Here is a 21743-nt window from a genome sequence, read left to right as displayed (position 1 = left end):
GTGGATTATAGGAAACGTCCAAGGGCGACCCGGCCGGTACGAGTTGGTACGCTTACCATCGGAGGGGGAAACGGGATCGTCGTACAGTCCATGTTGACCTCTGATACGTTGGACACGGAAAAATGCGTCCAAGAAACCCTGGAACTTGTGGCGGCAGGCTGCCAACTGGTTCGGCTGGCGGCTCCGACGGTACGGGATGCAGCCAATTTAGGGGCCATCCGTGAGCGTTTGGGGGCCTTGGGTTGTTCTGTTCCCTTGGTTGCGGACATTCACTTTAAACCCGAGGCGGCCATGGAGGCGGTTCGATGGGTAGAGAAAGTCCGCATCAATCCGGGCAACTTCTGTGACCGCAAAAAATTTGCCGTTCGCGTCTATACGGACGCGGAATACGCCCGGGAGTTAGAGAAAATCGAGCAAACCTTTCGACCGCTTGTTTTGGAGTGTTTGCGTCGCGGGGTCGCTTTGCGGATTGGGGTTAACCACGGTTCGCTTTCGGATCGTATTACGAACCGTTACGGGGACACACCGGCAGGCATGGTGGAAAGCGCTCTGGAATACGCTCGAGTCGCAAGGAAATGGGGTTTGCACGAGCTTGTCTTTTCGATGAAGGCCTCCAATCCGAAAGTCATGCTGGCAGCTTATCGCCTTCTGGTTCGCCGTTTGGAAGAGCAGGGGGATGATTGGAATTATCCCATTCACCTGGGTGTAACAGAGGCTGGGGATGGGATTGATGGCCGGATTAAAAGCGCCATTGGGATTGGAGGTCTTCTAGCGGAAGGGATAGGTGACACCATCCGGGTTTCCTTAACCGAACCCAGTAAGGAGGAAATCCCGGTAGCAAGGGCGTTGGTGGAACTGGTGGAACGTTACCGGAACCAAAGTCCCGAGGGGATGGTGATTCCGGCTGGTTGGGAGTACGAGCGGCGGTCTTCACGGAAGCTCACCCTACCGGATGGGATTTCCGTAGGGGGGGATTCCCCGGTGCGGGTAGCCGTAACTACCCGGAAGGAACGAGAGCAACTCATTCAAGACCCCGCACTAGGTGAACTTTTGCCCGAGTTCGATTTGGAGACGGTACGGCCAAGGGAAGTCCGGCTCGATCAGGAAGAAAGCTGGAAGAGCCTGTGGAACATACGCGAACCTTGCCTCGTCACGATCGCCGACCGAACCCCGCTTCCACCCTTGTATGCGTTTCGCCTGCTAGCTGCTCGCATTCCCTCGTGGCATCCCATCCTTCTCAAGGATACCTTTTGGCCCCAGGAAAAGGGCACCTGGCCGGACCAGCTCCGGACGATTTTAGATACCTCCATCCAAATCGGGGTTCTTTTGTGCGAGGGAATCGGTGATGCCGTTTTGGTTCGTAACGAACCGGATCCGAAAGAGGCCGTCCTTTTGGCCTATCATGTGCTTCAAGGGGCCGGAACCCGTTCGTTCAAGACGGAATTTGTGGCGTGCCCGTCTTGTGGAAGAACGCTTTTTGACCTGCAACAAACAACCGCGAGGATTCGGGCGGCTACCGGGCACTTAAAGGGCGTTAAGATTGCAGTCATGGGATGCATTGTGAATGGACCAGGGGAAATGGCGGATGCTGATTTTGGGTATGTCGGGGGGGCGCCTGGAAAGGTGAACCTGTATGTGGGTAAAACGCCCGTCCGGTTTAATATCCCGGAAGAAGAAGCGGTCGACCGACTCATCGAACTCATCCGAGAAAAGGGCAAATGGGTCGACCCTTGAAGGAAAAAAATCGATTAGGGGAGGTCTTACAAAAGGGAGCGGATCTTTGATGGGGAGCGAAAACCTTTCCCTTCGCGAGGCCAACCACTTGCCTTGTGCTTGCTGGAAGTCATTGGAAAGGGAAAAAGGGAGGAAAAGGGAGCGAAAGAACACCTCTTTTTTGGGATCTTTCGATCCCGTCATAGGAAAGGGGCAAAAGGGGTCTCCCCTTACTGGAGGGATGCCGGGCGGGTTATCGGGAAGACTCTTTGGCGAAGACAGAACCGGAGACGGCTGGTCGTATCCTAGCTTATCTTGCCCAGGTTTTTTGACCTTTGTGTTGGAAGTTAAGGACTTATGGACAACTGTGTAGGGTCGATGTGTAAAGAGATTTTCAACGCATCTTTTTTCATGGGAAAATAGTAGGCTTGCGCTAGTGAGACTTGCGGGTCTGGGGGCCGCCTTATAGCTTGTGGGGAAAAGTGTAAGGGGCTCATGACCCGCAGGACTGGCGGCCCCCCAACCTATATAAGCTCGCTACCGATACGTCTCCCCCCGAGTGTAGGACATAAAAGGAGCTTATCCCCGAGCTACCCGATCCATTCTCCCTCCAAAGTCTCGCCATGATGCATGTGTCCTTAGCCGGTTTGTGTAGGCACGGATCGTAATTTCTTGCCCTCGTCAATACAGCCTGTTAAGCGCTTGTCCTATAGGAAGTTAGGTCTATTCTTTCCGAAGCCGCTTGTGGGATTCGAACCCACGACCCGCGCTTTACGAAAGCGCTGCTCTACCAGCTGAGCTAAAGCGGCAAACGCGAAACCTTGAAAACCTAGCAAGCGGTAAGCGCCTAACGATACCCTACACCGCCTTTGCCCTACTAGGATAGCCGATGCATCCTCCGAAGCAAGCGCTCGAAAGTGTTCTTCTCCAAGAGAGCTCATGCACTCTTTTCTCTGACAGGACCAGAGAAAAAAACGTTTTTTGAGAGGCCTTCTCTTCGAAGAAGCCCTGAAACGTCGCTACGCCGAGCCAACGTCAGAAAGGCTAGGTTTTCCAGGACTCGGTCCCCTGGCAAAGGACTCTCCTTCACCGCACAAGCCTAGTTCTCACCACAAAATCCACCCCATGGTTTACCTGAGGCCCCCCGGTAAAAAAGATCCGGGCAGCTTCTCACTCCAACACGGCCTGGAGATCTTCTTTCGCTGCCTAAGACAAAAACCCGTGCTCTTTCTTTAGCCAAGGTGCCGGACACCGAGCAAACAAAACAGGCGAAAACGGCCCTGCCGGTGTAGCTTCGCCAGTTTCACAAACTCCGTGAGAACCGTTTTACCCCTCGGCTCTCCAGTCCATTCTCCCGCAGGCAAAGCTAGGGTCCCTCTTTGGAAGAAAGAACGTTCTGCCCGGCTAATAATGAGGCATCGGCAGAGCAAACCGGAGCGAAAGGACCTTGGCAATCTCCTCCGGCTCGTCCCAAAAATAATGACCCAAAGCCTCCTTCGGTGGAGGCGCCCCATGGGGAAGCTTTTCCTCTTTCGGGACCACCAGCACAGGACAAGCCTGGTGCTCATCTCCCAATAGCCGTACCAACGCTTCCCTCGGCCGGGCGAAGGCAATCCGCTGTACTTCGAGCTCTGTCCCCAAGCTGGGAAAACGACAAAGAAGGCCTTCGAACATCATGCAGTAAGGGCAGTAAAAACTTGTTCCCGGGCCGTCTTCAAAACCCGGTGCCAGAACAAACAGGGTACCGAACCTTTTTTTTGCCATTTGGCGCTCGGGATTCGTCGTCTTTTTGAGTAAAGTAACCCGCGGCCATGTTCCGGCAAGCTCGGCGCCCTTGGCGATTCATTGGTCTTGTGGCTGCGGCCCTTCTCTCGCTTTTGGGGCTATGTTTTCTTGTCATGTACCTGGTACGGGAAACCCAGTTGGAAGGGAAAAGCTTGGTAGCTGCAGAGGAGTTTTATCGAGCGAAGGACCGGGAGGCCAAAGTTCGAGTAGCGGATCGATACCAACATCTTCCTCTCTCTGCGATCTGGCTTCTTCGACTGGCTTTTGCTGATAGCCAAAACGGCGCGATCCTTCAGGCCGCAGATCTCTTTGCTCGTTTCCTCGAACGTTACCCGGGCCATGAGCTTTTTCCCGCAGCGGAGATTGGCAGAGCCAACTGCTTACGATTGGAAAGGAAGGTCCAAGAGGCGGAGAAGTTCTACCGGGAGGTTCTTCGCCAAAACCGTCTTTCTGTCTATCAAGAGCTTGCCTATGTCGGACTAGCTAGGCTCCAAGAGGACATGGGCAACCCCCAGGAAGCAAGAAAGACCCTCGAACAATTTTTGTCCCGGTTTCCTTCCAGCCGGCTCCAGGATATGGCACAGGCCATTTTGGATCGTCTCCCTTCGGTACCAACCGAAGGCAAAAAGCCTCTTCCCTAACCTCCAGAAGAATCCGGGGATCCTTGGTGGCCAAGTTCAAAGGCATCATGAACCACCCGCGCGGCCTTGATGGCCGACGCTTCATCAACGACCACCGAGATTTTGATCTCGCTCGTGGAAATCATCTGCACGTTGATACCGGCCTGGGCTAGAGCATGAAAAAGTTTCGCAGCCACTCCGCTATGCGACCGCATGCCAATCCCAACTACGGAAAGCTTGGCAATAGCTTCCTCCCAGCGGATCTCACGAGCCCCAATCTCCGCTGCGATGGGTTCGGTCACACGCCGAGCCCTTGCAAGTTCTTCCTTGCGGACCGTAAACGTAATGTCGGTTGTCCCGTGTTGTGAGACATTTTGCACGATCATATCGACGTTGATATCCGCTTCGGCTAAAGCCGTAAAAATGTGGGCCGCAATCCCCGGCCGATCGGGTACGCCAAGGATCGTGAGCTTGGCCTGATCTCGGTCTAGAGTCACTCCTCGTACCACAACGTTTTCCATATCCTCCGTTGCCTCCCTAACTACGGTGCCGGGCTTGTCATGAAAACTCGACCGGACCTCGAAAACCACCTTGAACTTCTTTGCAAACTCCACCGACCGGGCTTGCATGACTTTGGACCCCAAAGCGGCCATCTCGAGCATTTCATCGTAGGAGATTTCCGAAATCTTGGTCGCATTGGGTACAATCTTTGGGTCAGCGGTAAAGACCCCGTCCACGTCGGTGAAAATCTGGCAAAGATCCGCACGTAGGACCGCCGCCAGTGCGATCGCGGTCAAATCGGATCCTCCCCGGCCCAAAGTGGTGATACTCCCTGTTTCCGTTTGGCCTTGAAATCCTGCCACGATCACCACTTGGCCGGCCTGCAGGTGCTCTCGAAGCCGTTTGGGAGTGATGTTGGCAATCTTAGCCCGGGTATGGCTTCCGTCCGTAACAATCCCTGCTTGCGCTCCTGTAAGAGAAACAGCCGGGATTTTGAGGGAATGAAGAGCCATGGCCAAAAGCGCCATAGAAGTCTGTTCGCCTGTAGCCAAAAGGACGTCTAGTTCCCGGCCACTGGGTTCCGGGCAAATCTCCCTAGCAAGCTCGATGAGCCGGTCCGTAACCCCGGACATGGCACTGACCACAATCACAAGCTTGTGTCCCTCGCGCCACACGCGCGCTATTCGTTCCGCCACCTTCCGAATGCGCTCTGTGTTGGCGACAGAACTGCCACCGTATTTTTGAACGATCAGGCTCATCGCGTCAGTCCGCACCAAAGAACCGGCTCACGACTTCCGAAGCCACCAGTGGCCTTGCGGTAAGGATTCCAGCTACCCCCATAAAACCCTCTGCTTTCCTTTCTTTCCAAGTGTCAAGATCTGGCTTTGGATTTTCCGCCCACTACCGGGGCTTTTCCTCCTAGACTTTCCGAAGCCAGCCCGGGAAACCCCACGGTTAAGAGGATGGCACTCTCGCTCAGGGCCTCAAGGGTATAAGAGGGGTGATCCGCACTTACGAGCCACCCTCGACCAGGGCCAAATTCCCTATCGAAAAATCGAATGCTGCCTTCCGCGCAAAAATGGTAGAGGAAACTTTTACCAGCTGGGTGCCAGAAGGAAGGCTCAGCCCTCGTGAGGACGGTTCGCCAGAAGCTACAAAAAGGAAGCTCCACACTCCAGGATCCCGGGGAAAAGTGGGGCTCTGGCTCCCAATCATCCCACTGGATGCACGCGTGGACCGTCTCCCAGGCCTCAAGCTCACGCTCTTTTTCGCGTTTCCGCCCCCAGTCATAGAGCCGGTATGTGGTATCGGAGTTTTCCTGAACCTCAAAAACCAGGTTGCCTGCACCCAAGGCGTGAATCCGACCCGCGGGATTGTAAAAAAACTGCCCAGCTTGGGACGGAATCCAATGGAGAAATTCTAAAAGTAATGCGCTTCGCAGTGTCCGCCGGATCTCCTCGGGATCTGTATGACGGCGAAAGCCAGCGTGAAAACCCGCTCCTGGCTCCGTGCGCAAAAAATACCACGCTTCCGCTTTGGGCTCATGACCCATGGCTTGCAGGGCACTACGGTTGGGATGGACTTGAACGCTCGTCGGCTCTCGGCAGTCCAAGAGTTTTACCAGAAGAGGCAATCGACTGCTATCGGGCGAAAACTCGCCGAAAATTCTCTTGCGGTCCCGGCGCCACAACTCCCCCAAAGGGATTTGCCCCTCTAGGGTATAACTTTGGGCTTCTGGTCTATCGCAAAGTTCCCAGCTTTCGCCTATGAATTGACCTGGCGGCAAGACCCTTCCATAAGAAGTCTCAAGGGTTCGGCCACCCCAAACGCGGGCTTGGTAAATCGGAGCCAGCTCCCAGTATGCCATGGGAAGATAGCCAAAAGGATACCCCCAAGAATCAGCTAATTCCAAGGTTTTGCGTTTTGTGGCACTCTGAGGCATAGGCTTGAACCCTGTTGGCAAGGCTTGGCAAGCCTGTGGCTTGCTGGCTAAAAGCCACCGACGCCGGTCCATGGAAAACGAATCCAAAAACACTCAAAGCTTGGATGGTTGAAAGAGAACTCCCCCCGCCACGCACGTCGAGACTCGGAATCAAGAATGCTTGCACGGAAAGCAACCCTGCCTTAGGGTGGAACCGTTGGTTCGTTTGGGGCAAACGACGGACCACAATACGAGCTGGCTCGAGTCGATGGTTTTTGACACTAGGAACTGGGAAAGATAGGGAAGAGAGACTTGGGTCTCGCCCTGGAGTTGTGGCTCTTTTCCCATGGAAACGATGTAGAAAAAAGGACAGACGCCTCCAAAAAGGAAAACGCTTGGTCATGTCAACCCATACCCTCACACCCAAAACCGACCGGCCTCCCTATTCGCGTGCCAACCCGTTTCTTGCCTCCATCCGGGAAAACCGGCCCCTAACCAAGCCAGGGTCCAACAAGGATACCCGCCATATTGTCGTCGATATTTCAGGGAGCGGACTTCGGTACGAGGTGGGTGACTCGTTGGGAGTCTTTGCGGAAAACCCTGGAGAGGTTGTCACCGAGCTTTTGCAAAGGGTAGGGATCGCTCCAGAAGCACCGTTTCCCATGCCGGGAGGAACATCGGAATTGCCGGCAGGAGAGGCTCTGCGTAAGGGCTATATCCTCAATCGCGTCACCAAGAAATTTGTCAAAGCCCTCGTCGAAAAACTCCCTCCAGGGACCCAGAAAGAAAAACTCTCCACTCTTTGCAGCGACGATCAAACGCTAGAAGAATACCTGCGTTGGAAAGATTACGTGGATGTACTGCGGGAATGCCCGGCTGTCACTTTTGAGCCCAGCGAGCTAGCATCTCTTTTGACACGTAGCGTACCCCGTCTCTACTCGATTGCTTCCAGTCCCCGGCTATACCCGGAAGAGGTCCATCTCACCGTAGCCGTTGTACGCTATGCTTCCTTTGGGCGACAAAAACTCGGTCTCGCCTCCGGGTACCTTGCGGAGCTTGTGCCCTTAGGGAAACCCGTTGTCCCTGTGTACGTCCAGCCGGCTCGCCATTTCCATTTACCCGAGGATCCCAACGCCGACATCATCATGGTGGGACCCGGTACAGGGATCGCTCCATTCCGAGCTTTCCTTCAGGAACGTATGGCTATCGGAAGCCGAGGAAAAAATTGGCTCTTTTTTGGCGAGCAGCACCGGAGCACCGATTTTTATTACGAGGAGGAATTTGAAGAGTTCCAGCGCAAGGGTGTTCTCACCCGGTTGGATACCGCGTTTTCCCGCGACCAGGCTCATAAAATTTACGTGCAGCACCGCATGATGGAAGCTGGTAAAGAACTCTGGGACTGGCTGCAAAACGGCGCTTATTTCTATGTGTGTGGGGATGCGAGCCGGATGGCGAAAGACGTCCACGAAACCCTCATAGGCATTGCTCAAAAGTACGGTGGTCTGTCCCGGACGCAGGCAGAAGAATATGTCAACGTGCAGTTGACCAAGGTGGAGAAGCGATACCGAAAAGACGTGTACTAGGTTCCATGGCTCAAGGCTTCCGTTTTTGCCGTAGTTTTCTTGCTCTCTTTTTTGATCCCGATCCGTCGTCAGAGAATGTTCCCTTGGACCTTGGCCAGAGTGTCATACAAGCGTTTCTTTTTGTTATTGTGAACATTCTCCATGCCTGGAAATTCCGCTTGCCAGTTGAGATGTGACCAACGAGAGAAAGAGGCGCCGGCTGGCTTACCCTGGGGACTGCTGGTCGACTCTTTGGGAAAACCACAACACCCTAGCCAATGCAGACCGACGTCCTGACAAAAGGAATCTTTCCCAACGCATTGAGGAAAGCGATTCATCGAAAGGGAAAGACATGGAGGACCCAAAAAGCTGGAGCGTCAAGGATCAAGAGCTTGTAAAGGAACTGGTTGATTTTTTAGGAATCAACGAAGACGATCGCCAGTTCTTACGGCAACTTCATGGGATCGCAGCAACCTATTCGAAACCCATGGTCGAGGAGTTTTCCTCAAGAATCCTCCAGCACCCTAACACCCGAGAATACTACGAAAAGATTGATGTCCCCTCCTTACAAGAAAAAATCACGGGGTGGTTTCAAGATCTTTTCCTCGGGGAATATGGAGCCGAATACGCCGAAAAAGCCATGCGGATTGGGAAAGCGCACGTCCGTATTGGACTGCCTTTGCGGTATCCCCTGGCAATGTGGGATCTTCTTGTGAAATACGGGGAACAGGTTGTCGCCCATAGCCCAAAGCCAAAAGAAGCTTTCCGAGCCTTTCACAAGGTGCTTGCGCTTAGTATTGCGCTTTTTATCCAAGCCTATGAAGATAGCCAGCTTGCCCATTTGAGCCAGTTTTTGGGATCCGAGCGCCTGGTCCGGCGCTTGCTTATGGAGGGACACTAACCCGTAGGACTCATCGATCGGTCTTTTTACCAAAGACAAAAGGCTAGCTCAAAAATCAAAAGGGAGCTGGTGCTTTTGATGCATTTTGGCTAGCAAACCTGTTTGGGAGCGCAGCAAAAAGGTTTTTCTTGTCTTTGAGAGAAAGGGGGATCGGAAGGGGTCGTCGTAATCCCGTCCGGTTCATAAGCGGAGACACCGACGTCTGCCGTGGGCTCAGGCCAATACCGCAAGGATGCGCTCGTTTTCGCCCACTGGTGGAAGGTTCCAAGGAGCCTTTCGCACCATTGGCAGCGGATCACACCTACGAGATACCCGATCCGGAGGTGGTGTCGGATCATGTATATCTAGCTTCCTTTTGGCACCAGTGACGGTTAGACCGCCCATCGTCGCTTAAGGTTCTCAAGGGCACCGGTGCAAGAGGGTTGTTTACGGCGGTTCGGCACGTAAACGCGTGTTGGTGCGTTACGGTCGGCGGTGAGCCTGTACTGCAGGTTACGGACGCGCTTGGCGTCCGCGGCGCTGACCGGTTCCCCGGAGAAGCGGAAAGAAGCGCTGAACGCTCTGACGGAGATCAAGAGCGGCATGAGGAAGGCACCAAAGAGAATGAAGGGATCCCCGTGACTGTCATTTCTCTAGCGCTCGATGCCGCCGGATGCTACTCCGCGTTGGGCGCAACAAAGGGATCATCCTTCAAGCATCCAATCAACCATGCTCCGAGAGTGCTTATCACCAACCACACATGGCCTGGGGTTCCCATGCTTGGCCCCTTGCTCTTGGGTCGAGCTGGCTGAGTTTTTCTCTGGCTAGTCTTCCATCTCCTCTCCTTAGGGAGGAGAAAAAATAGGGCATGTGTGTCGCCACTCTAAGAGAAGACCGGCCGCGTGGATGGACGACGGTCGTATCTCAACCAAACCTTGTCCATGCTCCCGACGGCGAAGGGCTATGACTCCCCGTCCTTGCTGCTTGCCTCTCACCAGAAATGCTACAAGCGTGGCAGTCGTTTTGGGTGCTCCGCCATAACGGGCGGCGAGCCGATGAAGCGCAGCTGGGTTTCGAGCCTAGGCCGTGCTCTGCCTACGTAAGCGCGTTCCATAGTCGCTTTGAAAGCAAAGTGCGACCAGCTCTTCTTTTCCTTGGGTACACGCCATGAGGAATGGCGTCGCTCACGTCAGTTTTCGCACGAGCCACTGCTCCATTGGGAGAGCCCAAGAGGGTGCGTGAGATCTCCTTTGCTTAAAGACACGCTGACCCGGGGGTCTAGCAGCCGGTCTGGTAGTGGAGGTCAGTCCCCGCCACAACCGCGACAGAAGTCGCATAGCGATGGTTCTGAACGGGATGGTGCTCTCTGGAGGGCTATCGGGGAAGGGGACAGATCTTCTGTACTCCAGGCGTCTCAACTCGGGCGCTTGGTCGTCCGTACAGATCGAAGGTGCTATCTAGAGTAGAGCGGTTATCTACCAAGCATCAACGTGTCTCGCGGCGTTCGTACGAGATCACCCATAGGGAAGACGGGAAGCGAGAGCACGTTTCTTGTACATCGGCACAAGGCACCTCAGTTGGGGTGCGTGCGGCGTGGTGTGAGGGAGAGGGTCCTCGGTAGGCTCAAACCGAAATCTGCAATGAGATAGACTACGGCGCTCGGATGAACCAAGAGCTTCACACGCGATCATATCGGAAGATCTCTTGCTTTTTGCGCTACAAGACCGAGTCTGGGAATCGCCATTCGGGGTGATGTGGACAAACTCAGCGCGTTTCGCGCCTGCATGCCTGTGGAGTAGCCCGCGATCTTAGCCGGATCCATTCCTGTCCGTGTACCGTTACCCGTGTGGGTCGGTAACGCAGGCCGACAACAATGGCGCGCTGCACACCTACGAACGGGCGTTCTCGGTGCCTCCCGTCACAGGTTAGTTGTGCCCGTGAGATGCTGCCCATGTTTCTAGTGGGACGGCCTCCGGTCCACAAACCGGAGGAGCGGGGGGACTTCGGGCGCATCCGCTTACCGGATGCTCCCGAAGGCTTTCGGCAGGAAGGCGTCATAGAACGGAACTGGCAAACCCAGGAATCTCCGGGTTAGGTTATCCTCCCCAATGGAACAAAAACTTGACCCATGTAAGCCTTTCTCCCAGCAAAACGAACCGTGAGGGATTGGCGTAACTTGTGCGCAGAACATTTTACATTCTTACGCCTTTGTTACAAGAAAGCCCTACGTTTGTGGGTAACCCATTCGGGCTCACTTCTGGGAAAGGAGTAAGACAAAGGCCGCTGGGCGGAGTCACCACCTTGGCTTTCTGGTTGAACGCACCCCCGACTTTCTCCTGAACTGGATCCAAGTTCCAACCAACTCCAAGACAAAACTCCAGGCCGATCTTCGAGGCTCGCTTGTCTCGGGAAAAGGCTGAAGGAGGACCCACAACTTCCTTTCCCGAATCACGCCTGTCTATGTCGCGTCCCTGTGACCAGGAAAAACGAATCCTTCTACCTAGGATTGAACCCCCCAAAACCGTCATTGGTGCGGGGATGATAAGGCGTCCATCCCTCCTGTCGAAGGGAGTGGATTGCTTGCCCCAGCATTCGGCCAACCTCCGTCGCGGTCAGACCTTCCTCTGCCTTGCGGTACCTGACCGCCAGATCTGCCGCCCGCCCGTGCAACCAAACGCCGAGACCCGCTGCATCTTCGATCGAAAGACCCTGAGCCAAAAGTCCTACCAGTACCCCGGTTAACGTGTCGCCCGATCCGCCTGCCGCAAGACCCGGGTTGCCCGTGGTGTTAAGACGGAGTGGCCTTGTCGGGCTAGCAACCACCGTGCGAACCCCTTTGAGAACAACGATACAATCTTTTTCCGTAGCAAGCTCTTGGGCAACGAAAGGTCTCTCTTCCAGCGCAAAGTCTCTTCCAAGCAGCCGTCGCATCTCTCCCGGATGAGGGGTCACAATGGCCCGCTTTTTCATCCCTGTCCAAAGTTCGGGATGGTGAGCTAGTAGCGTCAACGCATCGGCATCCCAAACCATTGGACATCGAGTGTTTTCGACAAGAAACCGTGCAAGCTCAACTGCTGTGGAATCCAGGCCGATCCCTGGGCCAAAGCCAATGGCGTTCGATCGAGCCGCAAGTTGAGTAAGAAGTTCCCGGTTTTCGACCCGAAACACCATTGTTTCGGCTGGTGCCTTGGAAGCAACCACCGTGTACACTTCATCCCGGGTAGCTACACAGACCAGACCCGCCCCCACCCCGTGGGCGGCTTGGGCCGCCATAACAACGGCTCCCGCAAACCCTAACGAACCCCCGATAATGAGCACACGGCCAAATTGTCCTTTATGGCAGAGTTTCGGACGGGGAGGGAGAAGATAGGCAAGGCTTGAAGGCACTAGAGCCTCGGCTCCTTCCCCGCTAGGCTGCTCCTCAAAAATGGGCACAACTTCAATGCGCCCGACGTAGTCGGCAAACTCTTCCCGGAAAAGAAATTCCTTTCCATAACCCACTGTGGCCGTGAGATCTGCACCAATCACGGGCCAACCTGGCTGGAAACCTTCCGACAAGCCCGAGGGGCAGTCGACTGCAAGGACCGAAAAAAACCGCTCGCTGCGTTGCCGGTTACACTCAACGAAAAGGGATCTCAGCGGCTCTTGGACTTCTCCTTTCACTCCGATGCCCAAAAGGGCATCCACCACCAAACCGCCCCCGCCGGGCCAGGGGATTGGCTGCCCTGGGCAGCAGACAGAAACGCAGCGCAGCGAGGAAATTTCTTTCCATTTTTTCGCACAAAGAGGACTCATCGCCTCCGGCCAGGCCGTAAGTACAACCGAGACTGGCCAACCGAACCGAGCAAGTTCTCTTGCTAGCACAAGTCCGTCTCCTCCGTTGTTTCCCTTCCCGACCAGAACAACCACGGAGCAAGGTCGATCCCATTCTCGCAGACAGACGCGTGCCATACCCTTACCGGCTCGCTCCATGAGGATCTCTTCGCTGACTCCCCGGCTTACCTCTCGTGCCTCCAGTTCTCGAATCTCGGTCGCGGTAAGGATTCTCATGGCATCGTAAACTCTAGAAATGAGAGGGCTTGGCCGCCTTCCAAAATCGAGAAACTTCCTTTCCAACCCTATGTCGCAACCCGGACAAACTACCTACTTTTTCAATAGCTTTTGCTTTCCCGGGGCAAGTTTTTTGGCCACGCTAACCGTAGAAGGACCACAAACGCTGGCTGTAGCCGGGGGAGCAATTTCTGGCTTTCTGGCTTTCTTTTCCCCTAAAAGGTATCGGGTATCTCTTTCCAAAGAGGAACCTTTCCACCAAGACCCAAGAGGGCCCGTGAGACTCGATCCGTAACCATTTAACCTTTTCTTGGTAGCCACACACGCGGAAGATCCTTTTCCGCCTGGCCGGGGAACCTGGTGTAAGCGTAATGCTATTTTCTTTAGACTCCATAACCTTGGTCCCAACGGAAAGAACGTACCCGACCCTTTTCTCACGAACGGCTACAAAACTTTCCTCATTTTTGGGTCGGTAGCTAAGAAACTGGCACGTTGTCCAATCCTCTTTCCTTGTTTTTTGGGGAGACAAACACGGGCGAAGTTTTTGGCCACGACTCTTTGCCTGATTTCCTTAGAGTGCAAAGCAGACTTGCCGACGATAACACCCTCTGAAGGCTTCCCATTAGCCACAACCAAATGGAGAATCTTGGCTTTCGGGCCTGACCTACCGGCCCGGTCCTGGGCTCACTTTATTTTCCTTCGACGAAGAATGTCTCATTGTCCAGGGGACCTATCACCACACACCTGCATGGAGAACCGCCAACCGCCGCTGCACGCCAAGCCGAAGGCTTGCACCATACCCAATCCAACATGTAGGTTTTGTGAGTAGCTTGACATCCTTGCCTCTCCTGGCGGTGTTGAAGCAAGGGCGTATTCCTGACGGCGGCTGTAGCTCAATGGCAGAGCACCAGGCTGTGGCCCTGGTGGTTGCGGGTTCGAATCCCGTCGGCCGCCCAAGTCTTTTGGGAGACTGTATCCCCTGCGGATGGGTTGTGCCTTGGCCCGTTACAACCAATGCGGATCGTTTTAAAGAGTTCCTGGATAGCTTCATGGGCTGCTTTTCGAGGTTTCTGCCGAACTTGGTGGGAGAAGTCTTACAAGAGGCGTGCCCATCCATATCGGAAAATGTTTGCCTGGGGATTGCCTTTCGCTCATTGCCACAGCCGGGAATGGATCTAGCCCGGATTGTTCACCTGGAGTGTTCCAGTGGATGGAAAAAATCTCAAATGAGAAGAAAGGAAAAGGCCGTTCTTGTGTGGGATGAATGGATGAACGAGGGGAAACGAACGGCCTTTTCCCGTATAATATACCCGAGAAAGTTTGTGGTTGGCAACGATTTTCCGCGCGGATTGGAAGCGGGAATTATGATGGATCCCGTCTCAAACAATGGGAGAGTGACCTACTTTCAAGATGGACATCGGAAGGTTGGTTGATGGGAACGAATGGTTCTCCAGGCGCTTGCCCATCCTTACCGCTCACAAAATCGCGCGCGAAACAGTTTTGCGCAAAGCTCTCCTAGCGCTGCGCGGTGGAATAGCAAAAAAGGGAAGGGAAAAGAACGCTTTTCTCTTGTTGGCGACTGGCTCTCGAGCGCGCGAAAGGGAGTAAAAAACTTGGCCTCTCCTTCTTGGGGGTTTGCTTACACCCTTGTCACAGCACTAGGGAGGGAGGCTCTCCAATCCCCGGGTGGGTGCCAGACCTATTGTCGACACCCTCCGGCGACGACTCTTTTCCCAATCCGCACACTGCTCTGGATCACCGTCGTTTTTTTCATTTTTTTTCGACCCACTCTGTCTATCCTTCGCAAAAAAACTCTTTTCTTATCCCCCCTTCCCAAAGGCTGCCCCATTCACTTGCGTCACAACCCCACTTGCCGCTCTTCGCCCATATTTCGAACCCGGCTAAGCTTTACCTTAAATCCACTTGCGGTTTTGCCATGCCCAGTGCCCCCCACCACATCAATCCAACCGAAAATCTCACTCCATCCTCGCTTCCGAGGGCTCAGGCACATCGCGAAGCTCTAGCTAAACGACCCATCTCCCGCAAATTTGAGCCAAAACTTCACCTGTCAGAAATGAGGGACTCACGGAACTCCCTCAGCCTTTAACCTTTGTAGTTGTAAGTCAAGGACTTATAGAAAAGCGTCTAGGGCCATCTGCGAGGAGGATGTGAAGAAAGAGGCCTTCATAGGGAAACGGTAGCTCTTGTAAGTTGAAGGCACGCATCTCCACGAGGTCCCTACTGATCGCAACGGGAAGCTGTATCGGCAGGTGGGGGTTCGGCCGTCCTGCCGGGATGGGCAAAAAGGTGGACAGAAGCCGTTGGGCCCATGGGAGAGGCTGCCTCCCGAAAGACAAAAGATGGCTTCAGCAAGCTTCAAAGGCCAAAAGCTTCTCCCCTGGAGGGCTTACAGGCGGGGGAGCGATTACACGCCGGGGCTTAGGGGTGCGGGAAGAGGTATCACGAACGTAGGGTAGAGAGGAATTTCTTGGAGGAACAAAAACAAAGCAGAAGCGGTGGCTGCCCAAAGCGATCGCTTTTGGGACGGTGTCCTTTTCCCCCTTCGAACTGTGTGTTGTGGGAGAAAGCGAGCGAAGCCGAAAGTTTTTAGCGCAAATGGGTGGCATCCAGGCAAAGGACTTCCGAGCAAAAGGAGCTACACCGGGCGAGGCATGAGTGAAACGGGGTGAGGAGGTAGGTGGAACGGAAGCTCTCTCGTGAGGATTCCCCTCCCGGGAACGAGTTGTGTGCTTTATGGATGTATCCCGTGTGTACTTTGAGGGGGCAGAGCTGGAGGGACCTGGCCTAATAAGGAGAGAGCTGCGATTCACCGAGGGGATCGGCGGCAAGTTTTTCTTCTCGATTGCGACCCATGGTCAAGCAGTTCCGATTTTGTTGCAAAAATTTTGCGGGCAACCGGGCGGATTCGAGGACGCTTGTGGCGTTAGTCGTAAGACTGCAAGGAGGGTTGGGGATCCAAGAAAAAACTTTTTTCATGGAGGGACCGAAAAAGCCCGTGGAACTTGGACACACTCAAAAGGGGAGAGGCCTTGCGCGCGTTAATTGAGCCAAAAGAAACAAAGCTCCAAGAACAATTGTTGGAGTGTTTCCAATAGATCGGGAGCTTTTGTCTTACTGACCGGAGTTAAGTGATGGGAGTACAAGGCAATGAGGTTTCGCAGGTGATTCCCGGAAAAAATGGCCTAGGCCTTGAGCGATCGGGCCCGGCGGAAAAGCCCGGTGGCTTTTGCCAAGGAGGTATTGGCCTGAGATTCCCAAGACGATCCCCCAAAAGCCCATCCGCTCAAACTGGGGAGCCCGGTCGATTGGGGCGTTCTCTTGCCTCCAAACCCAGAAACGCTTTTGGAGTAGAAAGTCGACCCTCACGGCCGATACTAGTGGAAACGTAAAGAGAGGAGCGGATGCTAGAAGAGGAAGCAAGCGATGGATGGTATCTCCTGGAGACCCATCTCTTCCCGCCGGAAGCTTTCCCTCCAAAACGTCGTCACTCATGGTCAGCGACTTGCCGACGTTTGAATCGGGCCCTCCCCTGCTTAAAAGCTCTCTGTAAGTCTGTCCCGTGTGTCACTCCCGGCCGGGGGGCCCGAGTCCGCGATCCCATCCGGATCTTTTCCGTGGTCTATGGGCTCACACCGCCCGTCTCCGAGCCCAATGGATCCCGAAAGACTTTTACGGAGAAATCCCCCAAACCCCTTGGTTCCCTGTACCCATCCGGTTAGAGCGGGCTTTTGTCTGAAGGTAAATGTTTAGGCGCCGAACGCTGTGTGCAAGAGCCAAAAAAAAGCGCGCTATTCGAAAAAAGTGGGCCTGCTGGCTCTTTTTTCTTCCGGGGCACCAGGGATCACCTAGGCAGGAGGAAACCATTGAGTCCTTTCGGCCGCTGTCATTTACCAATAGAGTCGAAGTTAAGCTAGCGAAGGAAGGAGAAAAGAAGGCGAAAGGTGGGAAACTTCGCTTTGATCCTAGGGAGATTGACTTGCCTCAAAGGTGGCGACCGGTGGTCACCTGCCAACCTTTGGGGCGGGCTTGCTTTTGGGAATCGTTGTTGCACTCTCAAAAAGAGGGCGGTTGGGGTTTAGCGGATCAGGGAAGAGAATGCACTGCTTCCGCAAAGGTTTGTGCCTGCCGGGTGACCTCCTGCACGAGCTGCGGTGACGACCCGAGCTCCCCAATTGTATGAACCAAGGCGCTCCCCACAACGACGCCGTCGGCGGCCTCGGCAACCTTCCGCGCTTGTTCAGGTTTGGAAATGCCAAACCCGCAGAAGACCGGTACGGATGCGATTTCTTTGAGCTCCCGCAATTCGGTAGCCAGCGAGCGAGGAAGATCTTCGCGCATTCCCGTCACCCCCTCCCGGGAGACGTAATAGAGAAAACCCTGTGCCTTACGGGCAATCGCGCGGCGTCGCTCCGAGGAGGTTGTCGGTGCCACCAAAAGAATCCGCGGCACAATGGCTTGCCAGGGCGCCCACTCCCAAGAGGCATCGGGTGGAAGATCGACCACAAGCACAGCGTCCACTCCGCATTGGAGAGCCTCTTTTCCAAATCGTTCCAGGCCAAACCGAAAGATCGGGTTAAGATAGGTGAAGAGCACGAGCGGGACGGAACACTGTTCGCGAAGGTCGGCTACAAGCTCCAAAATCTTTGGTAACGTCGTGCCGGCTTGGAGAGCCCTCTGGCTGGATAGCTGATTCACGATCCCGTCAGCCATGGGATCCGAAAAGGGAACCCCCAGTTCGACCAAGTCCGTACCGCAGCCAGCTAGGGCAAGAACCAGTTCCTTGGTGAGGGAAAGACTCGGATCCCCTGCCGTGAGATAGGCAACAAAGGCTTTTTTTCCCGTAGACCGGAGATGTTCCGCTAAAAGATCCAGACGGTTTCTCACCCGCTCGACTCCTTTCTTTCTGGCTTGGGGCTCCAACGCTTTCTCCGTGCTCCTGCCCTGACCGGGTCCACTAGGCACCGTCTGGGACGTTTCCCTTCCGGTGAAGGATCCATGGTTTTATCCTTTTCTAGCCAGTACTGGCCCAAATATCGGATCCCCTCCAACGTCAAAAGAGGATCATACTCCCAGCCGGCCGGTATTCGTGGGAAAATGGCGGGAGCATCGCCCCCGGTTACCACTACCCTTAGTGTTTTTTCCCCAAGCTCTTGAGCGATGGCTTCTACAATCCCCTGCACCAAGCCACGCCATCCCATGACCAGACCGGTGTGCAGGGCCTGCTTGGTGCTTTTACCAATGACCCGGTGTGGCTCCCGCCAATTGCCTATCTGGATCTTGGGGAGCTGGGCCGTCCGGGTGGCAAGAAATTCCGCGGCGACCGCTGGGCCAGGAGCGATGGCTCCGCCGCAAAAAACACCCTTGCGGTCGATCACATCAAAGGTGATAGCGGTTCCGATGTCCACGGCCACGGCAGGATAAAGCTTTTTTTCCCGCAGGGCGATCCCATTGGCCAGCCGGTCAGCTCCTATTTCCCATGGCCTCGGATAGGCCATAGGTAAGAGGGGTTGGACGGTTCGGGAGCTAACAAGAACGAGTTTGGCGTGGAAAGATCGCTGTGTAAAAATCTTCGTCACTCGCGGGACCACACTGCAAAGGACGATGGGGGCGGTGGGTTGTTTTGACCACTGGCGTTGAAACCACTCTCCACTTATCCGGCTGGTAGGGTGACTTTGCCAGAGGACCAGGCGTGATCCTTCCGCCCACGCCCATTTGACCCGCCGATTCCCTACGTCAACCGCATGAAATCCCATAAACACGCACTCTTACGGGCTTGGCGCATGCTGCCGCAAGGCTGTCTTTGCATAAGGACCTAACCCCTGCCTCGAAAGCACGGCTGTGTGTTTACTCTCTTTGGATCGTTCGAACAAACCTTTTTCCGGGCGTTGTGCAGAGTCAAACCCGCAAAAAAGGGTTCGGGGCGGGCCTTCTCTTTTTGCCTTCCCGAAAACCCAAAAGGCGCCCAGCAGGTGCCTACACTAACCCAGATCCCATGCGCATCTTGGTTTTTTAGGGCCTGCGTTCACCCGGGACACCCGTGCTGCTTTGCCAAGCGTTGGGGGGTCCTGCAAGGTCCTGGCATCGAAGGTCGAAAAAGTACTCCGGGATTTCGTCGAGAACCCCCAATCCAGTACGAAAGTGAGCCCTTCCAAAGGGCTTGTCGGAGATCGGGTAGCTTTCTAGCTTCCCGAAGGTGCACCGGCTTCCAGGATTTCTTCGGGGGATTCGGTCGGGCTAAAAACGAGCGCCCCATCCTTAACATCCACGATGACCGTTTGCCCATCATGGATGGACCCTTTGAGGAGCTCCTCCGCTAGCGGGTTCTCCAGGTACTTTTCCACCGCTCGGCGAAGGGGTCTTGCCCCGTAAACCGGGTCATACCCCTTTTCGATGAGGAAGTTAGAGGCGGCTTCGGTGAGTTGCAACGCCAGCTTTCGATTCTTAATGCGCTCGACCACTTTCCCAACCTCAAGGGTCACAATACGACCCATATCCTCCCGGTTGAGCGGTCGGAAGACGATAAGATCGTCTACCCGGTTTAAAAACTCGGGCTTGAAGGTCTTTTTGGCGGCTTCCAGCATCCGCTCTTTCATCTGTTCGTAACTGAGTTCTTCCCTGCGGGAAGTAAAGCCCAAAGCGCCTGCCTTGACCACCGATTCCGCCCCCACGTTGGAGGTCATAATCACAATGGTATTACGGAAATCGATCTTCCGGCCCAGGCTATCGGTGATCATACCTTCTTCCAGGATCTGCAGAAGGATGTTCCAGACATCGGGATGGGCCTTTTCGATCTCATCAAAAAGGACGACGCTATAGGGCTTGCGACGGACCTTCTCGGTGAGCTGGCCTCCCTCCTCATAACCCACATAGCCGGGAGGCGAGCCGATCAACCGCGAGACATTGAACTTTTCCATATACTCGCTCATGTCGATCTGGATGAGGCTATCCTCGCTCCCGAACACGTGCTCGGCCAGCGTTTTGGCTAAAAGCGTTTTGCCTACCCCGGTGGGCCCAAGAAAGATAAAGCTTCCAATCGGCCGTTTGGGATCCTTCAGATCCGCTCGAGACCGTTGGAGAGCCCGCCCAAGCGCTTCAATGGCTTCATCCTGGCCCACGACCCTTCCACGAAGCTCATCGGCGACTCGCAAGAGCTTTTCCCGATCCTTTTGTGACAGGCGGACCAGCGGGATCCCCGTCCACTTGGACACGACGACCATCATGTCCTCTTCATCGACTACGACCTCTTTTTCGTCCCGGGTACGCCTCCAGTCGGCTAGCGTTTTTTCCAAAAGGTCCTTGAGCTCCTTTTCCCGGTCCCTCAAATGCGCAGCCTTTTCAAAATCCTGCGCTTTGATGGCCTCCTCCTTCTTGGCTCTTACTTCTCCGATTTCTCCCTCCAGTTCCTTCACAACCGGGGGACGCATGGTGGCACTAATCCGGGCTCGTGACCCAGCTTCATCCATAACGTCAATGGCCTTATCGGGGAGAAACCGCCCAGTCAGATAACGATCGGAAAGCCGGACCGCAGCTTCGATCGCCGCGTCGGTGAATTTTGCCTTATGATGCGCCTCATACTTAGGCTTAAGACCATGGAGAATCTGGATAGTTTCATCCACCGAAGGCGGTTCCACCATGACCGTCTGGAAACGCCGCTCCAAAGCCGCGTCCTTTTCAATGTATTTGCGATACTCCGCTAGCGTGGTTGCGCCAATGCACTGAAGCTCCCCTCGGGATAAGGCCGGTTTGATAATATTGGACGCATCCATTGCGCCCTCCGCCGAGCCGGCCCCCACAATGGTATGAAGCTCGTCAATGAAAAGGATAACGTTTTTGGCTCGACGGATTTCTTCCATGACCGCTTTGATGCGCTCCTCAAACTGCCCCCGGTACTTGGTGCCGGCCACCATTAAGGCAAGGTCGAGCGTAATGACGCGCTTGTCCCGGAGCATCTCCGGCACGTTGTCTGCGGCTATTTCCTGAGCAAGACCTTCCACAATGGCCGTCTTGCCTACGCCTGCCTCTCCAATAAGAACGGGATTGTTCTTGGTCCGGCGGCAGAGGATTTGGATGACCCGCTCGATCTCGTTCCGGCGTCCGATTACGGGGTCGAGTTCACCCCGCCGGGCCATTTCCGTTAAATCCCGGCCAAAAGCCTTCAGAGCGGGTGTTTTAACTTCCTTCTTTACCGAAGTCTCTCCTCCGCTGGTAAACGCGGGTTCTGCTTCCTCCTCCCCTCCAGGTTCCACACCGGCATAATTGGGATCGAGTTCCTTGAGGATCTCATTGCGAACCCGTTCCAAATCCACATCCAGGCTCTTAAGCACCCGCGCAGCCACTCCCTCGCCTTCTCGCAAAAGACCGAGCAGGATGTGTTCCGTCCCAACGTAGCTGTGGTTTAACGCCTTGGCTTCTTTACCGGCTAGAGCCAGAACCTTCTTTACCCGAGGGGTATAGGGGATGTTCCCGGTGGGCTTGCTTTGACCCATCCCCACCTGTTTTTCCACCTCTTGACGAACCACTTCTAAATCCACCCCCATCTTTTGAAGCACATTAACGGCTACCCCCTGCCCCAGCTTGATCAACCCCAGCAAAAGATGCTCCGTTCCCACATAGTTGTGGTTGAAGCGGTCCGCCTCCTTCCTGGCCAGGGCCAGAACCTGTTGTGCTCGTGGAGTGAAGTTCGTCATGGC

At 54.8% G+C, this 21743-nt stretch carries 15 protein-coding genes and 2 tRNA genes; 7 read left to right on the top strand and 10 right to left on the bottom strand.

The features are described 5' to 3' along the window. The gene (gene ispG / locus KK925_RS00215) at nt 1-1734 is read left to right on the top strand and encodes a (E)-4-hydroxy-3-methylbut-2-enyl-diphosphate synthase (RefSeq protein WP_236027779.1); all 1734 of its coding nucleotides are present in this window, start codon (nt 1-3) and stop codon (nt 1732-1734) included. A gap of 715 nt (nt 1735-2449) precedes the next feature. Here the strand turns inward: ispG and KK925_RS00210 are convergent. Both KK925_RS00210 and KK925_RS00205 read right to left on the bottom strand, forming a co-directional pair. Further along, nucleotides 2450-2522, bottom strand: a tRNA-Thr gene (locus KK925_RS00210). A gap of 595 nt (nt 2523-3117) precedes the next feature. Further along, on the bottom strand, nt 3118-3477 hold the full coding sequence (locus KK925_RS00205) for a DUF3088 family protein (protein ID WP_174581594.1): 360 nt from the start codon (nt 3475-3477) through the stop codon (nt 3118-3120). A 47-nt stretch (nt 3478-3524) separates the two neighbouring features. Between KK925_RS00205 and KK925_RS00200 the strand changes: the two genes are divergently transcribed. Continuing rightward, the gene (locus KK925_RS00200) at nt 3525-4139 is read left to right on the top strand and encodes a tetratricopeptide repeat protein (RefSeq protein WP_174581593.1); all 615 of its coding nucleotides are present in this window, start codon (nt 3525-3527) and stop codon (nt 4137-4139) included. On the opposite strand, the gene KK925_RS00195 is transcribed toward KK925_RS00200, so the two are convergent. After that, on the bottom strand, nt 4136-5377 hold the full coding sequence (locus KK925_RS00195; protein WP_174581859.1) for an aspartate kinase: 1242 nt from the start codon (nt 5375-5377) through the stop codon (nt 4136-4138). The two genes, KK925_RS00200 and KK925_RS00195, sit on opposite strands and share 4 nt — an antisense overlap. A 113-nt stretch (nt 5378-5490) precedes the next feature. Continuing rightward, entirely contained in the window at nt 5491-6531 is a 1041-nt protein-coding gene (locus tag KK925_RS00190) for a type I phosphomannose isomerase catalytic subunit (RefSeq protein ID WP_174581592.1), read from the bottom strand. 410 nt (nt 6532-6941) lie between these two features. On the opposite strand from KK925_RS00190, the gene KK925_RS00185 reads away from it, so the two are divergent. The 3 genes from KK925_RS00185 (at nt 6942) to KK925_RS00175 (ending at nt 9003) form a co-directional block, all read left to right on the top strand. Beyond that, the gene (locus tag KK925_RS00185) at nt 6942-8123 is read left to right on the top strand and encodes a diflavin oxidoreductase (RefSeq protein ID WP_174581591.1); all 1182 of its coding nucleotides are present in this window, start codon (nt 6942-6944) and stop codon (nt 8121-8123) included. Nucleotides 8124-8128: 5 nt separating this feature from the next. Continuing rightward, on the top strand, nt 8129-8299 hold the full coding sequence (locus KK925_RS00180; RefSeq protein WP_174581590.1) for a hypothetical protein: 171 nt from the start codon (nt 8129-8131) through the stop codon (nt 8297-8299). A 155-nt stretch (nt 8300-8454) separates the two neighbouring features. Further along, complete coding sequence (locus tag KK925_RS00175; RefSeq protein WP_174581589.1) at nt 8455-9003, top strand: protoglobin domain-containing protein; 549 nt, start codon at nt 8455-8457, stop codon at nt 9001-9003. An 89-nt stretch (nt 9004-9092) separates the two neighbouring features. Here the strand turns inward: KK925_RS00175 and KK925_RS00170 are convergent, their stop codons facing one another. The 3 genes from KK925_RS00170 to KK925_RS00160 all read right to left on the bottom strand — a co-directional run bounded on the left by KK925_RS00170 (nt 9093) and on the right by KK925_RS00160 (nt 13353). Next, a complete protein-coding gene (locus KK925_RS00170; protein WP_174581588.1) occupies nt 9093-9341 on the bottom strand; it encodes a hypothetical protein in 249 nt (82 codons plus the stop codon). Nucleotides 9342-11478: 2137 nt separating this feature from the next. Continuing rightward, nucleotides 11479-13032, bottom strand: a complete 1554-nt coding sequence (locus KK925_RS00165; RefSeq protein WP_174581587.1) for an NAD(P)H-hydrate dehydratase — start codon at nt 13030-13032, stop codon at nt 11479-11481. A 93-nt stretch (nt 13033-13125) separates the two neighbouring features. Then, the gene (locus KK925_RS00160; RefSeq protein ID WP_174581586.1) at nt 13126-13353 is read right to left on the bottom strand and encodes a hypothetical protein; all 228 of its coding nucleotides are present in this window, start codon (nt 13351-13353) and stop codon (nt 13126-13128) included. 561 nt (nt 13354-13914) lie between these two features. Between KK925_RS00160 and KK925_RS00155 the strand changes: the two genes are divergently transcribed. Beyond that, nucleotides 13915-13986 (top strand) — tRNA-His (locus tag KK925_RS00155). Then, the gene (locus tag KK925_RS00150; RefSeq protein WP_214096165.1) at nt 13956-14465 is read left to right on the top strand and encodes a hypothetical protein; all 510 of its coding nucleotides are present in this window, start codon (nt 13956-13958) and stop codon (nt 14463-14465) included. Before KK925_RS00155 ends, KK925_RS00150 begins: the two co-directional genes overlap by 31 nt. Nucleotides 14466-17136: 2671 nt before the next feature. Here KK925_RS00150 and trpA read toward each other — a convergent pair. The 3 genes from trpA to KK925_RS00135 form a co-directional block, all read right to left on the bottom strand. Next, the gene (gene trpA, locus KK925_RS00145) at nt 17137-17937 is read right to left on the bottom strand and encodes a tryptophan synthase subunit alpha (RefSeq protein ID WP_214096164.1); all 801 of its coding nucleotides are present in this window, start codon (nt 17935-17937) and stop codon (nt 17137-17139) included. After that, on the bottom strand, nt 17934-18806 hold the full coding sequence (locus KK925_RS00140) for a type III pantothenate kinase (protein ID WP_174581584.1): 873 nt from the start codon (nt 18804-18806) through the stop codon (nt 17934-17936). The genes trpA and KK925_RS00140 overlap by 4 nt, the downstream gene beginning before the upstream one ends. Nucleotides 18807-19232: 426 nt before the next feature. Beyond that, entirely contained in the window at nt 19233-21740 is a 2508-nt protein-coding gene (locus tag KK925_RS00135; RefSeq protein ID WP_174581583.1) for an ATP-dependent Clp protease ATP-binding subunit, read from the bottom strand. Nucleotides 21741-21743: the final 3 nt, after the last annotated feature.

The organism is Candidatus Methylacidithermus pantelleriae (assembly GCF_905250085.1).
Lineage (GTDB): Bacteria > Verrucomicrobiota > Verrucomicrobiia > Methylacidiphilales > Methylacidiphilaceae > Methylacidithermus > Methylacidithermus pantelleriae.
The sequence above is the reverse complement of the archived record's forward strand: the minus strand, read 5'-3'. Positions and strand labels throughout refer to the sequence as shown.

What these genes read in the sequence shown, in the direction of transcription:
- KK925_RS00205 (WP_174581594.1), bottom strand. Translation starts at nt 3,477, where the DNA reads ATGGCAAAAAAAAGGTTCGGTACCCTGTTTGTTCTGGCACCGGGTTTT.
- KK925_RS00200 (WP_174581593.1), top strand. Translation starts at nt 3,525, where the DNA reads ATGTTCCGGCAAGCTCGGCGCCCTTGGCGATTCATTGGTCTTGTGGCT.
- KK925_RS00195 (WP_174581859.1), bottom strand. Translation starts at nt 5,377, where the DNA reads ATGAGCCTGATCGTTCAAAAATACGGTGGCAGTTCTGTCGCCAACACA.
- KK925_RS00185 (WP_174581591.1), top strand. Translation starts at nt 6,942, where the DNA reads ATGTCAACCCATACCCTCACACCCAAAACCGACCGGCCTCCCTATTCG.
- KK925_RS00180 (WP_174581590.1), top strand. Translation starts at nt 8,129, where the DNA reads ATGGCTCAAGGCTTCCGTTTTTGCCGTAGTTTTCTTGCTCTCTTTTTT.
- KK925_RS00175 (WP_174581589.1), top strand. Translation starts at nt 8,455, where the DNA reads ATGGAGGACCCAAAAAGCTGGAGCGTCAAGGATCAAGAGCTTGTAAAG.
- KK925_RS00170 (WP_174581588.1), bottom strand. Translation starts at nt 9,341, where the DNA reads ATGATCCGACACCACCTCCGGATCGGGTATCTCGTAGGTGTGATCCGC.
- KK925_RS00165 (WP_174581587.1), bottom strand. Translation starts at nt 13,032, where the DNA reads ATGAGAATCCTTACCGCGACCGAGATTCGAGAACTGGAGGCACGAGAG.
- KK925_RS00140 (WP_174581584.1), bottom strand. Translation starts at nt 18,806, where the DNA reads ATGGGATTTCATGCGGTTGACGTAGGGAATCGGCGGGTCAAATGGGCG.
- KK925_RS00135 (WP_174581583.1), bottom strand. Translation starts at nt 21,740, where the DNA reads ATGACGAACTTCACTCCACGAGCACAACAGGTTCTGGCCCTGGCCAGG.